We start from the raw sequence: 13,777 nt of genomic DNA, 5'->3' as shown, positions 1-13,777 counted from the left end.
GTTCGCGTCCACCCGACGCGAACTCGGCGGCGGCGTCTTTACGTTGGCCTTACGGACCCCGCTGTTCCACCGCACTGTGACGTGTGGCACCATTCACGCCACCCCCACCGGCACCGCCTTCACAGGAGTCACCGCGTGCAGATCTCCGACGTTCCGGACCTCGCGCACACCCACCCGCGTCCGGTGCACTGGCTCGCCACGGCCACCGCGATGGCCGCCGTGGTGGCCCTCGCCGGTCTGCTCCAGCCCGACGCCGCCACGGCCGGCCAGGCCGGCACCGAGCCCGCCGGACGCACCGCCCCGAACGCGGCGCCGCTGCCCGCGCCCGACACCGCCGCCGTGGACTTCCCGCTGGAGTGCGGTGGCGCGAAAGCACTGGTCACCAAGGAAGCCACCGGGGACCTCGACGGCGACGGCAATCCCGAGACCGTGGCCGCCGCCCGCTGCGACGCCGGCTCCGGCACCCCGCCGAACGGTCTGTACGTCCTCACGTCGACGGAGAAGGCCGACGCCCCCCGGGTCGTGGCGACACTGGTCGACCCGGCCGACCGGCAGAGCGTCGCCGACCTCCAGATACGCGACGGCGTCGTCCGGGCCCGCCTGCTCGGCTACTCGGGACCCGACGTACCGGGCTGCTGCCCCGACGAGGAGCACAACCCGACCTGGCGGTGGAAGAACGGCGCCTTCGTACGGAGCGTGGGCGGCGGCAGCGAGTCGCGGAGCGTCTGATCCGCTCACCTCGGGTGACCCCGGCCGTCGCCGCGCCGACGGCGTAACCTCGGAGTCAGGAGCCCGCGGGGAGGCTCAGTCCGCGTCGGGGCCGTACACCTCGACACTGTCCGAGACGCGCCGTACATGAATACAGTCGCCGGGGCATTCCTTCGCCGAGTCGACGACATCCCTGAGGAGGGGCAGCGGCACGCGCGTGGTGGCGCCGGGGGACTGGAGAAGTTCGTCGTCGGCGCTCTTCACATAAGCGAGGCCGTCGATGTCGAGTTCGAAGACGTCGGGCGCGTACTGGACACAGATCCCGTCGCCCGTGCAGAGGTCCTGGTCGATCCAGACTTCGAGCGGCTCGGCGCCCTCGGTGACGGCGTCTGTCGGAACCTGCTGCTGCACGGTCATATCTCCTGCCGTTTTCTGCGTGGGGTGAGGCAATCTCGGGCAAGTCGCGCCAGCCCGGACGGGTGTTGAACACTTCGACGATACAACCGGCCGCTTTCCGATGTTGAACGGTGGGTATTCCCCTGGCGTGAGGGAGAGCGCAAGGGTGAAGATCGGACACGCCCCGACAGTCTTTGTGATCTAGGGGTTTTAATCACCACCTACCCAGGTAGGGTCAGGAAGCGTCCAGCTCCCCTTGGAGGAGGTGAGGACCGTGGCAGCCCACGACGACGACATCAACCGCGGCATCCGGCCCGGGCGGGGGTCTGAAGACCCGGCCGGCCAGGTTGCCTATCTCGAGCAGGAAATCGCCGTCCTGCGACGTAAGCTCGCCGACTCTCCGCGTCATACGAGGATTCTCGAAGAGCGGATCGTCGAACTGCAGACGAACCTGGCAGGTGTGTCCGCGCAGAATGAGCGGCTCGCCAATACGCTGCGTGAGGCCCGCGACCAGATCGTGGCCCTCAAGGAAGAGGTCGACCGGCTCGCGCAGCCGCCGGCCGGCTTCGGTGTCTTTCTGCATGCGAACGAGGACGGCACGGCGGACATCTTCACCGGGGGCCGCAAGCTCCGGGTGAACGTCAGCCCCGGCGTCGAGCTCGAAGAGCTCAGACGCGGGCAGGAAGTCATGCTCAACGAGGCCCTCAACGTGGTCGAGGCCATGGAGTTCGAGCGGGCCGGGGACATCGTCACCCTCAAGGAGATCCTGGAGGACGGCGAGCGCGCCCTGGTCGTCGGGCACACCGACGAGGAACGGGTGGTGCGGCTCGCGGAGCCGCTGCTGGACATCACGATCCGCGCCGGCGACGCCCTGCTGCTCGAACCGCGCTCCGGGTACGTCTACGAGGTCGTCCCCAAGAGCGAGGTCGAGGAGCTCGTCCTCGAAGAGGTCCCGGACGTCGATTACAGCAAGATCGGCGGTCTGGGCGGCCAGATCGAGATGATCCGGGACGCGGTCGAGCTTCCCTACCTCTACCCGGACCTCTTCAAGGAGCACGAACTGCGCCCGCCGAAGGGCATCCTGCTCTACGGTCCGCCCGGCTGCGGAAAGACGCTCATCGCCAAGGCGGTGGCCAACTCCCTTGCCAAGAAGGTCGCCGAGGTGAGCGGCCGGCCCGCGGGGAAGAGCTACTTCCTCAACATCAAGGGTCCCGAGCTCCTCAACAAGTACGTCGGCGAGACCGAGCGGCACATCCGCCTGGTCTTCCAGCGCGCACGGGAGAAGGCCAGCGAGGGCACGCCCGTCATCGTCTTCTTCGACGAGATGGAGTCCCTCTTCCGCACTCGCGGATCCGGTGTCAGCTCGGACGTGGAGAACACCATCGTCCCGCAGCTGCTCGCCGAGATCGACGGTGTGGAGGGCCTGGAGAACGTCATCGTGATCGGCGCCTCCAACCGTGAGGACATGATCGACCCCGCGATCCTGCGGCCCGGCCGGCTCGATGTGAAGATCAAGATCGAGCGTCCGGACGCGGAGGCGGCGAAGGACATCTTCGCCAAGTACCTCCGCTCCTCGCTGCCCCTGCACGAGGACGACCTGTCCGAGCACAAGGGGTCGCCCGAGTCCACGGTCCAGGGCATGATCCAGTCGGTCGTCGAGCGGATGTACACCGAGTCCGAGGAGAACCGCTTCCTCGAGGTCACGTACGCCAACGGCGACAAGGAGGTCCTGTACTTCAAGGACTTCAACTCCGGCGCGATGATCCAGAACATCGTCGACCGGGCCAAGAAGATGGCGATCAAGGACTTCCTCGACGAGAACCAGCGAGGACTCCGAGTGGCCCATCTCCTCCAGGCCTGTGTGGACGAGTTCAAGGAGAACGAGGACCTGCCCAACACCACCAACCCGGACGACTGGGCCCGTATCTCCGGCAAGAAGGGCGAGCGGATCGTCTTCATCCGCACGCTGGTCACCGGAAAGCAGGGCGCGGACACCGGACGCTCCATCGACACGGTGGCCAACACCGGGCAGTACCTGTAAGGCAAGGACCGGCTGCGGATGTCCGGACGGGCATCCGCAGCCGGTTGCTTTCCCCGTACCTTTCACCACACCAGGGCAATGACGGAAACGATCTCCCCACCAGTGCACAGGCGTTCTAGGCTCTTCGGTACCGCCGCGTCGCGCAGTGCGGGGACGGGCACCGCACACGCACCGGAGAGACAGCGGTACTTGAGCGCCGATCCCGAAGGGGAGCGCCGCCGGGCAAGGAGGGCCGCATGACCGTACGGCGAGTAATGGGCATCGAGACGGAGTACGGCATCTCCGTCCCGGGCCAACCGAACGCCAATGCCATGCTCACCTCGTCCCAGATCGTCAATGCCTACGCGGCGGCGATGCACAGGGCGCGCCGCGCCCGCTGGGACTTCGAGGAGGAGAACCCGCTGCGGGACGCACGAGGCTTCGACCTCGCCCGCGAGGCCGCCGAGTCCAGCCAGCTCACCGACGAGGACATCGGGCTGGCCAATGTGATCCTCACGAACGGCGCGCGGCTGTACGTCGACCACGCGCACCCGGAGTACAGCTCTCCGGAGATCACCAACCCGCGCGACGCCGTCCTGTGGGACAAGGCCGGTGAGCGCATCATGGCCGAGGCCGCCGAGCGCGCCGGCCAGCTCCCCGGCGCCCAGCCGATCCTGCTGTACAAGAACAACACCGACAACAAGGGCGCTTCGTACGGCACGCACGAGAACTACCTGATGAAGCGGGAGACCCCGTTCTCGGACATCGTGCGCCATCTGACGCCGTTCTTCGTCTCGCGGCAGGTCGTCACCGGCGCCGGCCGGGTGGGCATCGGCCAGGACGGCCACGAGCACGGCTTCCAGATCAGCCAGCGCGCCGACTACTTCGAGGTCGAGGTCGGTCTGGAGACCACCCTCAAACGGCCCATCATCAACACCAGGGACGAGCCGCACTCGGACGCCGAGAAGTACCGCAGGCTCCATGTGATCATCGGCGACGCGAATCTCTCGGAGATCTCCACCTATCTCAAGCTCGGGACGACATCCCTGGTCCTGTCCATGATCGAGGACGGGTTCATCAATGTCGACCTGGCCGTGGACCAGCCGGTGCGCACGCTCCACCAGGTCTCGCACGACTCCTCCCTCGGCCGCCTGGTCACGCTCCGTAGCGGGCGGACACTCACCGCCGTACAGCTCCAGATGGAGTACTTCGAGCTCGCGCGCAAATACGTCGAGGAACGCTACGGGGTGGACGCCGACGAGCAGACGAGGGACGTCCTCGGGCGGTGGGAGGACACGCTCAACCGGCTGGAGAACGACCCGATGAGCCTGTCGGGCGAGCTGGACTGGGTCACCAAGAAGGAGATCCTGGAGGGCTACCGCCGCCGGGACGGCCTGGAGTGGGACGCGGCGCGGCTGCATCTGGTGGATCTCCAGTACGCGGACGTACGCCCCGAGAAGGGCCTGTACAACCGTCTGGTGGCCCGCGGCAAGATGGACAGGCTCCTGGACGAGTCGGACGTCGAGCGGGCCGAGAGCAAGCCTCCTGAGGACACACGCGCCTATTTCCGCGGCCGCTGTCTGGAGCAGTACGCGGACGACGTGGCCGCGGCCTCCTGGGACTCGGTCATCTTCGATCTGCCGGGCCGGGACTCGCTCCAGCGGGTGCCGACCCTGGAGCCGCTGCGGGGCACCCGTAACCACGTGAAAGAGCTCCTGGACCGGTGCCGTACGGCCGAGGAGCTCGTCCGTGTGCTCTCGGGCGGCTGAAACGGTCCCGGTCCGGGAATCATGGAGGTGGCCCCCGGACGTTGTACGAACTGCGGGGCCGATGTCGGACCCTGCTTGTAGGGTCGGATCTTGAAGGTCACATCGAGCGGGGCGAACCGAGCGGGGTGAGGGATATGGCGACCAAGGACACCGGCGGCGGACAGCAGAAGGCGACGCGTTCCACCGAGGACGTCGAGGAGCAGACCGAGGACGCACAGCAGTCCGAGGACCTCAAGGAACGCCAGGAGAAGCTGTCGGACGACGTGGACTCCGTGCTGGACGAGATCGACGACGTGCTCGAGGAGAACGCCGAGGACTTCGTGCGCTCCTTCGTCCAAAAGGGCGGGGAGTAAAGCCGGTTGTCCGTCCCGGTGCCGGCGGCGAAAGCCGGTCGCACCGGGGCGGATGAGCGGCGGGTACACGGGTAATGTCCGTGCACAGTTCGAATGATCGGCCCGGCCACCAGTGGCGGGCCGCCGCCAATCCGGAAGGAAACGCGTGGAAGCCAACCCTCGTACTACCGGGCGTCTGCCGGCAGCCTTCCTGACGCCCGGCTCCGCCTCGTTCATGGACTTCCTGTCGGCCCACTCGCCGGAGATCCTGCCCGGCAACCGGGTGCTGCCGCCCGTCCAGGGCGCGATCGAGGCGCCGCACGGTACGACGATCGTCGCCGTCACCTTCGAGGGCGGAGTGATCCTCGCCGGTGACCGGCGGGCCACCATGGGCAACATGATCGCGCAGCGCGACATCGAGAAGGTCTTCCCGGCCGACGAGTACTCGGCCGTGGGTATCGCGGGTACGGCGGGTCTCGCCGTGGAGATGGTCAAGCTCTTCCAGCTGGAGCTGGAGCACTTCGAGAAGGTCGAAGGCGCGCAGCTCTCGTTCGAGGGCAAGGCCAACCGGCTCTCCACCATGATCCGCGGAAATCTGGCCATGGCCATGCAGGGCCTGGCCGTGGTCCCGCTCTTCGTCGGCTGGGACGTGGACCGCGGCAAGGGCCGCATCTTCTCCTACGACGTCACGGGCGGCCGTTCTGAGGAGCACGGGTACGCGGCCACCGGCTCGGGCTCGCTCTTCGCGCGCGGCGCGATGAAGAAGCTCTTCCGCGAGGGACTGACCGAGGAGCAGGCCATCACCCTCGTCGTCCAGGCGCTCTACGACGCGGCGGACGACGACTCGGCCACCGGCGGCCCGGACGTGGCGCGCAAGATCTATCCCCTCGTCAACATCATGAGCGACGAGGGCTTCCGCAGGGTCACCGAGGAGGAGTCCTCCGAGGTCGCCCGTTCCATCATCGAGCGCCGGCTGGAGCAGCCCGACGGCCCGCGCGCCGAGCTGCTCTGACGCCCGGCCTCTTCTGATAAGACATGTCACTGACAGGAAGGGACGGATAGCCGGTGTCGACGCCGTTCTATGTCTCACCCCAGCAGGCCATGGCCGACCGGGCGGAGTACGCCCGCAAGGGCATCGCCCGCGGTCGCAGCCTGGTTGTGCTGCAGTACGCCGACGGCATCGTCTTCGTCGGTGAGAACCCGTCCCGCGCGCTGCACAAGTTCAGCGAGATCTACGACCGGATCGGATTCGCCGCCGCCGGCAAGTACAACGAGTACGAGAATCTGCGTATCGGCGGTGTCCGCTACGCGGATCTGCGCGGATACACCTACGACCGCGACGATGTGACGGCCCGTGGGCTCGCCAACGTCTACGCGCAGACGCTCGGCACGATCTTCTCCAGCGCCGGCGAGAAGCCGTACGAGGTGGAGCTCGTCGTCGCCGAGGTGGGTCCGACGGCCGACGGGGACCAGATCTACCGGCTGCCGCATGACGGCTCGATCGTCGACGAGCACGGCTCGGTGGCCGTCGGCGGCAACTCCGAGCAGATCAGTACCTTCCTCGACCAGCAGCACCGTGACGGGATGACGCTCGCCGAGGTGCTGAAGCTGGCCGTGCAGGCTCTGTCCCGTGACACGAACGGCGGCGAGCGGGAGATCCCCGCGGAACGGCTGGAGGTGGCGGTCCTGGACCGTACCCGGCCACAGCAGCGCAAGTTCAAGCGTGTGGTCGGCCGTCAGCTCGCCCGTCTGCTGGAGGCGGACGGCGCGGCCTCGACGCCGACCGACGCTCCCTCGGACACCGAGGAGTCGGAGGCGTCCGGCGACTCCGGCGAGTGAGCCGCGCAGTGCCTCCGGTGCCCCGTACCGCCCGTGCGGTCCGGGGCACCGGTCCGTCCGGGTCTCCTCCGCGCGGACGCCCGTCCGTGCCCGTCAGGCCGGCGGGGGCGCCGTGGAGCCGCGGATCACCAGGGACACGGGCAGGACGGGGTTCTCGGGCTCGCGCCCGTCGAGGATGGCCAGCAGGGCCGACATCCCGTGCCGGCCGACCCGCTCCGCGGGCAGCCGCACCGTGGTCAGCTCCGGCTCGACCGCCGTCGCCAGACCCGAGTCGTCGAACCCGGTGACGGAGAGGTCCTCGGGCACCCGCAGACCGAGTTTCCGGGCGGCCTTGACGGCGCCCGCCGCCAGCACGTCGCTGTCGCAGATCAGCGCCGTGGGCCGGGGCCCGGGGCCGCCGAGGGCCCGCTCGGCCGCCTCCCGGGCCGCGTGCACCTCAAGGGCCGACGGCACGGTCCGTACGACCGCACCGGGCACCCCGCGTACCGTCCCGGCCAGCGTGTCCGCCCGTACGGCGAACGTCCAGGACGTCACGGCCGAGGCGAGATGGACGATCCGGCGGTGGCCGAGACCGAGCAGATGGCCGGTCACCTGCCGCATGGCGTCCGCGATGTCGAGGTTCACATGCGCGGCGGCGCCCGACCCGGCGGGGTCGCTGTCGAGCATCACCAGCGGCAGATCGGTGCCGCGGATCGCGGCGAGCGCCTCGGTGGCCATGGACGAGGCGATCACACCGTCCAGCGCCGCCCGCGCCGACGCGAACGGGTCCCTGGCGGGCCCGACGCCCTCGGGCGAGGGATACAGGACCACCCCGAAGCCGTGCTCCGCCGCGACCGACGCGGCGCCCGTGTAGACCCGGGCGAAGAACTCGTGGGTGAGTGCCGGGACCACCAGCAGCGCCGTCCTGGTCCGGCCGAGACGGAGGCTGCGGGCCGCGAGATTGGGCCGGTAGCCGAGCTCCCGGGCCGTGTCCCGGACCAGCCCGGCCGTGCGCTCGGAGACCCGGCCCGGCCACTTGTCGCCCAGCACCAGGGAGACCGTCGCCTGCGACACCCCGGCGGCGCGCGCCACGTCCCTGCTGGTCGGCCTCCCGGACCGGGCGGCGGCGCCGGACCCGGACCCGTCCGTAGGGGGCGGCTCTGCCATGGGTGTCGTCCTCCGCGGTGACTGCTGCCCGCCCGAAGCCGGTGGACCAGCGGGCTCCGGACATGGTACGTATGACCCCGCGAAGTTATACGTAAAACTTGCCGGGCGAACCGGGGGAGAGAAGGGGGAACCATGGCCACCGGCTATGTGGACATTCTCAGGGCGCCGCACGCCGCACGGCTGCTCACCGGCACGCTCGTCGGGCGGCTGCCCAGCGCCACCGGGCACATCGCGATCGTCCTGTTCACCCGTGACGCGGGCGGCGGCTACACCCTCGCGGGCGCCCTGGCGGCCGTCTACGGGCTCGCCACCGCGATCGGCCAGCCGCTCCTCGGCCGCGCCGTGGACCTGGTCGGCCAGCCGCGCGTCCAGCTCCCCGCCGCCCTCGTCTCCGCGCTCGGCATGGTGCTCCTCGCCGGCACCGGCATCGACCCGCTGCCCCTCGCCTACCTGGCGGTGACCGTCGCGGGCTTCTTCACCCCGCCGCTCGAAGGCGGTCTGCGGGCCCTGTGGCCCAGCGTGCTCGGCCGGGAGGACCGGGTGCACCGGGCGTACGCGATGGACGCCGTCGCGCAGGAGGTGATGTTCACGGCCGGACCGCTCCTCGTCACGCTCCTCGTGGCCCTCTGGTCCCCGGCAGCCGCGCTCCTGGTCATCAACGCGATAGGCGTCCTGGGCGCGCTCACGGTCGTCCTCTCCAAACCCTCACGCGCCTGGCGCTCGGCCCCCCGGGAGGCCCACTGGCTGGGCGCCCTGCGCTCACCCGGACTCCTCGCGCTCCTCGCCGCCTTCCTCTTCATCGGGCTGGCGCTCGGCTCCATCACGGTCGCCGGCGTCGCGTACGCGGACGACCAGGGCCGCGAGTCCGTCTACGGCTGGCTGATGGCCGCCCTCGGTCTCGGCGCGCTGGTGGGAGGCCTCGCGTACGGGGCCAGACAGTGGACCGGCGCCCCCGAACGCCGGCTGCTGTGGATCACCGCCCTGCTCGCCGCCGGCTACCTCCCCCTGACGCTCACCCCCGGCGTCGTCGCCATGACCGGGCTCGCCGCGCTCTCCGGCGTCTCCCTGGCGCCCGCGCTGGCCTGCGCCTTCATCGTGGTCGACCGGCATGCCCCGCGCGGCACCGTCACGGAGGCGTTCTCCTGGCTCGTCACCACCTTCGGCGTCGGCGCCGCCTTCGGTACGGGAGTGGCCGGTCCGGTCGTCGAACTCGCCGGGACCTCGGAGAGCTTCGCCGTCGCGGGGGCGGGCGGCACCGCCGCGCTGCTGGTTCTGCTGGCCACCCGCAAGGTCCTCGCGCCCCCTCCCGGTGACACCGGAAGCGACCCCATTGCGGAACCCGGTTACGAAAATGATCGCAACGGTGCGGCCCAACACGGTTTCAGCTCAGGCCATCAGGCGTAATGTTCAGACATGGACCGCCGCATTTTCGGGCTGGAGAACGAGTACGGCGTCACGTGCACCTTCAGGGGACAGCGCCGGCTGTCCCCTGACGAAGTGGCGCGCTACCTCTTCCGCCGTGTTGTGTCATGGGGCCGCAGCAGCAACGTCTTCCTGCGGAACGGCGCCCGCCTCTACCTCGACGTGGGATCGCATCCGGAATACGCGACACCCGAATGCGACAACGTGACCGAACTGGTCACGCACGACAAGGCGGGCGAGCGCATTCTCGAAGGCCTGCTCGTCGACGCCGAACGCCGCCTGCACGAGGAGGGAATCGCGGGCGACGTCTATCTGTTCAAGAACAACACCGATTCGGCGGGAAACTCCTACGGCTGCCACGAGAATTATCTCGTCGCCCGCCACGGGGAATTCTCCCGGCTCGCGGACATCCTCATCCCGTTCCTCGTCACCCGGCAGCTGCTCTGCGGCGCCGGCAAGGTGCTGCAGACTCCGCGTGGCGCGGTCTACTGCGTCAGTCAGCGCGCCGAGCACATCTGGGAGGGGGTCAGCTCCGCGACCACCCGCTCCCGTCCCATCATCAACACCCGTGACGAACCGCACGCCGACGCGGAGCGCTACCGCCGGCTGCATGTGATCGTCGGCGACTCGAACATGTCCGAGACGACCATGCTCCTCAAGGTCGGCGCCACGGATCTCGTGCTGCGCATGATCGAGGCGGGCACGGTCATGCGCGACCTCACCCTGGAGAACCCGATCCGGGCGATCCGCGAGGTCAGCCACGACATCACCGGCCAGCGCAAGGTGCGCCTGGCCAGCGGGCGCGAGGCGTCCGCGATCGAGGTCCAGCGGGAGTACTACGAGAAGGCCGTGGACTTCGTCGACCGCCGGGGCATCCGCACCGGCACCGTGGAGCAGGTCCTGGAGCTCTGGGGCCGTACGCTCGACGCGATCGAGGCCGAGGACCTGGACCGGATCGGCACCGAGATCGACTGGGTCATGAAGTACAAGCTCCTGGAGCGCTACCGGGCCAAGCACAACATGACCATGTCCCACCCCCGGGTCGCCCAGATAGACCTCGCCTACCACGACATCCACCGCCGCCGCGGGCTCTACTACCTGCTGGAGAAGCGCGGCCAGGCGGCCCGGATCTGCAACGACATGAAGATCTTCGAGGGCAAGTCGGTGCCCCCGCAGACCACCCGGGCACGGCTGCGCGGTGACTTCATCCGCAGGGCCCAGGAGCAGCGGCGGGACTTCACCGTCGACTGGGTCCATCTCAAGCTCAACGACCAGGCGCAGCGCACCGTGCTCTGCAAGGACCCGTTCCGCTCGGTGGACGACCGGGTCGAAAAGCTGATCGCCGGTATGTGACCGTCGAGGGGCGACATCAGTCGTCCCGGAACGCGACTCGGGCCCCGTACGTTCCTCGTGCGGGGCCCCTGCCACGCCTAAGGGGGTGTCTTGTCGATCAGGCCGGGCTCGCGGTCCCTGGCACGCACGATCGCCGCGTTGTCGTCGGTCGGCATGGCTCCGCCATGCCTCCCTCCTCCGCCTTGCGATCGCACGCGCCAGACCCCGCTCGCTGATCCGACCTGATCGACAAGACACCCCCTAGAGTGTCGAGGACCCAAACCCAACCTTCTGAGATCTGAGGAATTCGTGCGCCGACTTGCCGGCCTCGTCGTCATCCCCCTACTGCTGCTCTCCGTGGCGGCGTGCGGTGACGACGGAGGCTCCGACTCCACCTCGTCCAAGAACGGGTTTCCCGAGATCACCGCGGGATCCAAGTTCGGTGAGAAGCCGACCCTCGGAAAGGGCGAGGGGAAGCCCCCGAAGGAGCTGCAGACCGACGTCATCAGCGAGGGTGACGGCGCGAAGCTCAAGAAGGGCGACGCGATCCAGGTCAACTACCTGGGCCAGTCCTGGGACTCCACCAAGCCCTTCGACAACAGCTTCGACCGCAAGGCTCCCTTCGATCTGACGCTCGGCGCCGGCATGGTCATCCAGGGCTGGGACAAGGGCCTGGAGGGCCAGAAGGTCGGCAGCCGTGTCGAGCTGGTCATCCCGCCGGAGCTCGGTTACGGGGCGCAGGGCCAGGGCGACATCAAGCCCAACTCCACCCTCGTCTTCGTCGTCGACGTCCTGAAGGCGACGCAGGTCCCGACCACCGCCAAGGGCACCGAGGTCGCGCAGACCGACGCCGACCTGCCCAAGGTCGGGGTCAACGCCGACGGCAAGGCCCCCACGGTCAAGGTCCCGAAGTCGGACCCGCCCACCAAGCTCGTCTCCAACTATGTGCTGGAGAGCAAGGGCGAGGCCGTCAAGGCCACCGACACGGTCGTGCTGAACTACGAGGCACTGCTGTGGAAGGACGCCAAGACCTTCGACAGCACGTACAAGAACGGCAAGACCGTCACGTTCCCGCTGCCGCAGCTCACCCTCAAGGGACTGAAGGACGGCGTCGTGGGCAAGAAGGTCGGCAGCCGCGTGCTGATCGTGATCCCGCCGGCCGACGCCTTCGGCGACAAGGAGCAGCAGGGCATCCCCAAGAACTCCACGCTGGTGTTCGCCGTGGACATCCTGGCGAAGGTGTAAGACTGTGCCGGTTGCCCCGTTCATCATTTAGAGGAGCAGTTCAGTGAGCATCGAGAAGCCCGAGATCGACTTCCCGGGTGGCGAGCCGCCGGCCGACCTGGAGATCAAGGACATCTGGGAGGGCGATGGCGCCGTGGCCAAGGCGGGCGACACCGTCTCCGTCCACTACGTGGGCGTGGCCTTCTCCACCGGTGAGGAGTTCGACGCCTCCTGGAACCGCGGTGCGCCGCTCTCTTTCCAGCTCGGTCTCGGACAGGTCATCTCCGGCTGGGACCAGGGTGTCCAGGGCATGAAGGTCGGCGGCCGTCGCCAGCTGACGATCCCCTCCCACCTCGCGTACGGCGAGCGTGGCGCGGGCGGCGGGGCCATCGCGCCCGGCGAGACGCTGATCTTCGTCTGCGATCTCGTCTCCGTCTGATCGAGTTCGCCGTCCGATCGGCGTTTGTCGATACGACGACGTACCGGTCCGGTCGGTTACGGACACACAGAGGGCCCATGCTGTCCGGCATGGGCCCTCGGCTTTTACCGAGGGACCGCCGGGCGGTACGGTCGACGCGCGGATCCGGCACTATCAAATGAGGTGTAGGGCGTCGATGGCCATTGCCAAGGCCGAGCGGTTGATGAATCTCGCGCTGTGCCTGCTCGGTACACGGCGCCCGCTCAGCAAGCGCGAGTTGCGCGAGTCCATCGAGGCATATCTGGAAGCCGGCTCCGACGACTCCTTCAACCGGATGTTCGAGCGGGACAAGGACGATCTGCGCGAGCTCGGTCTGGTCATCGAGACGGTGGAGAACCTGGACGGCGAGACCGGCTATCTCGCCCGCCGGGACAGCAACCGGCTCCCCGCCATCACCCTGGACGCGGAGGAGGCCGCCGCGCTCGGTCTCGCCGCCAAGGTCTGGCAGCAGGCCCGGCTCGCGGGAGCCGCCAGCGGCGCGCTCCAGAAGCTGCGGGCCGCGGGCATGCCGGAGGCGGAGGACTCGTACGAGGCGCACCACAGCGCCCTGGAGCCGCGCATCCCCGTCCACGAGGCCGCGTTCGAGCCGCTGATGCTGGCCTGCCGCGACCGTCGGCCCGTGGTCTTCGACTACCGCAAGGCCAACGCCGCCAAGCCCGAGCAGCGCCAGGTCGAGCCCTGGACCCTGGAGTGCTGGCGGGGCCACTGGTATCTGGCCGGCTGGGACCGCGAGCGCAGGGCCGAGCGGGTCTTCCGGCTCTCCCGGATCACCGGCCGGGTCCGCTCCAGGACGGGGCTGTTCACCGCGGCCGTACCCGACGTGGTGACCGTGCGCGAGACGGTCGAGACCTGGGCGGGTGAGACCGCGACGCGCTCGGCGCTGATCCGGCTCCGTTCCGAGAGCGGCTATCCGCTGCGCGCACGGGCGGTCTCGTCACGGGAACTGGGCGACGGCTGGGACGAGTTGGAGATCCCGTACGGGCACGGCCTGGACGCGTGGCTGGTGGAGTTCGGCCCCGACGTGGTCGTGCTGGAGCCCGCGGACCTGCGGGCCGACGTCGTGGACCGGCTGCGCGCAGTCGCCAAGGCCTGAGGGGACTTCCTACACACC

At 69.0% G+C, this 13,777-nt stretch carries 13 protein-coding genes; 11 read left to right on the top strand and 2 right to left on the bottom strand.

Translation table 11 applies throughout. The annotated features are described in order from the left end of the window. The first annotated feature begins 135 nt into the window (after positions 1-135). Positions 136-729 carry a hypothetical protein gene (locus tag ACFWU9_RS10330; protein ID WP_384316308.1) on the top strand — a complete coding sequence of 198 codons (594 nt, stop codon included), beginning with the start codon at positions 136-138 and terminating at the stop codon, positions 727-729. Positions 730-804: 75 nt separating this feature from the next. On the opposite strand, the gene ACFWU9_RS10325 is transcribed toward ACFWU9_RS10330, so the two are convergent. Continuing rightward, on the bottom strand, positions 805-1,125 hold the full coding sequence (locus tag ACFWU9_RS10325) for a ferredoxin (protein WP_384316306.1): 321 nt from the start codon (positions 1,123-1,125) through the stop codon (positions 805-807). A gap of 253 nt (positions 1,126-1,378) precedes the next feature. On the opposite strand from ACFWU9_RS10325, the gene arc reads away from it, so the two are divergent. From arc to prcA, 5 genes are all read left to right on the top strand, one after another. Further along, a complete protein-coding gene (gene arc, locus ACFWU9_RS10320) occupies positions 1,379-3,145 on the top strand; it encodes a proteasome ATPase (RefSeq protein ID WP_078078160.1) in 1,767 nt (588 codons plus the stop codon). A gap of 236 nt (positions 3,146-3,381) precedes the next feature. Further along, positions 3,382-4,893 (top strand): depupylase/deamidase Dop, encoded by a 1,512-nt coding sequence (gene dop / locus ACFWU9_RS10315; protein WP_384316304.1) that lies wholly within the window; start codon positions 3,382-3,384, stop codon positions 4,891-4,893. 134 nt (positions 4,894-5,027) lie between these two features. Further along, positions 5,028-5,246 (top strand): ubiquitin-like protein Pup, encoded by a 219-nt coding sequence (locus tag ACFWU9_RS10310; RefSeq protein WP_384316302.1) that lies wholly within the window; start codon positions 5,028-5,030, stop codon positions 5,244-5,246. 145 nt (positions 5,247-5,391) lie between these two features. Then, positions 5,392-6,237, top strand: a complete 846-nt coding sequence (prcB, locus tag ACFWU9_RS10305) for a proteasome subunit beta (RefSeq protein ID WP_384316300.1) — start codon at positions 5,392-5,394, stop codon at positions 6,235-6,237. Between the two features lie 53 nt (positions 6,238-6,290). Continuing rightward, positions 6,291-7,064 carry a proteasome subunit alpha gene (prcA, locus tag ACFWU9_RS10300; RefSeq protein WP_384316298.1) on the top strand — a complete coding sequence of 258 codons (774 nt, stop codon included), beginning with the start codon at positions 6,291-6,293 and terminating at the stop codon, positions 7,062-7,064. 93 nt (positions 7,065-7,157) lie between these two features. On the opposite strand, the gene ACFWU9_RS10295 is transcribed toward prcA, so the two are convergent. Continuing rightward, complete coding sequence (locus ACFWU9_RS10295; protein WP_384316296.1) at positions 7,158-8,210, bottom strand: LacI family DNA-binding transcriptional regulator; 1,053 nt, start codon at positions 8,208-8,210, stop codon at positions 7,158-7,160. A gap of 132 nt (positions 8,211-8,342) precedes the next feature. Between ACFWU9_RS10295 and ACFWU9_RS10290 the strand changes: the two genes are divergently transcribed. The 5 genes from ACFWU9_RS10290 to ACFWU9_RS10270 all read left to right on the top strand — a co-directional run bounded on the left by ACFWU9_RS10290 (position 8,343) and on the right by ACFWU9_RS10270 (position 13,759). Continuing rightward, a complete protein-coding gene (locus ACFWU9_RS10290) occupies positions 8,343-9,614 on the top strand; it encodes an MFS transporter (RefSeq protein WP_384316294.1) in 1,272 nt (423 codons plus the stop codon). A gap of 9 nt (positions 9,615-9,623) precedes the next feature. Next, positions 9,624-10,985, top strand: coding sequence for a Pup--protein ligase (gene pafA, locus ACFWU9_RS10285; protein WP_384316292.1), 1,362 nt, complete (start codon positions 9,624-9,626; stop codon positions 10,983-10,985). Positions 10,986-11,273: 288 nt separating this feature from the next. Next, the gene (locus ACFWU9_RS10280; protein WP_384316290.1) at positions 11,274-12,209 is read left to right on the top strand and encodes an FKBP-type peptidyl-prolyl cis-trans isomerase; all 936 of its coding nucleotides are present in this window, start codon (positions 11,274-11,276) and stop codon (positions 12,207-12,209) included. 43 nt (positions 12,210-12,252) lie between these two features. Next, positions 12,253-12,627, top strand: coding sequence for an FKBP-type peptidyl-prolyl cis-trans isomerase (locus tag ACFWU9_RS10275; protein WP_329389652.1), 375 nt, complete (start codon positions 12,253-12,255; stop codon positions 12,625-12,627). 175 nt (positions 12,628-12,802) lie between these two features. After that, on the top strand, positions 12,803-13,759 hold the full coding sequence (locus tag ACFWU9_RS10270; RefSeq protein ID WP_384316288.1) for a helix-turn-helix transcriptional regulator: 957 nt from the start codon (positions 12,803-12,805) through the stop codon (positions 13,757-13,759). The last annotated feature ends 18 nt before the right edge of the window (positions 13,760-13,777 follow it).

Source organism: Streptomyces sp. NPDC058653 (assembly GCF_042716895.1).
GTDB lineage: Bacteria > Actinomycetota > Actinomycetes > Streptomycetales > Streptomycetaceae > Streptomyces.
Note: the sequence above shows the minus strand (reverse complement) of the source record. Positions and strands in the feature narration are given on the sequence as shown.

Coding starts and splice junctions, on each gene's coding strand:
- ACFWU9_RS10325 (WP_384316306.1), bottom strand. CDS start 1,125: ATGACCGTGCAGCAGCAGGTTCCGACAGACGCCGTCACCGAGGGCGCC.
- dop (WP_384316304.1), top strand. CDS start 3,382: ATGACCGTACGGCGAGTAATGGGCATCGAGACGGAGTACGGCATCTCC.
- ACFWU9_RS10310 (WP_384316302.1), top strand. CDS start 5,028: ATGGCGACCAAGGACACCGGCGGCGGACAGCAGAAGGCGACGCGTTCC.
- ACFWU9_RS10295 (WP_384316296.1), bottom strand. CDS start 8,210: ATGGCAGAGCCGCCCCCTACGGACGGGTCCGGGTCCGGCGCCGCCGCC.
- ACFWU9_RS10290 (WP_384316294.1), top strand. CDS start 8,343: ATGGCCACCGGCTATGTGGACATTCTCAGGGCGCCGCACGCCGCACGG.
- pafA (WP_384316292.1), top strand. CDS start 9,624: ATGGACCGCCGCATTTTCGGGCTGGAGAACGAGTACGGCGTCACGTGC.
- ACFWU9_RS10270 (WP_384316288.1), top strand. CDS start 12,803: ATGGCCATTGCCAAGGCCGAGCGGTTGATGAATCTCGCGCTGTGCCTG.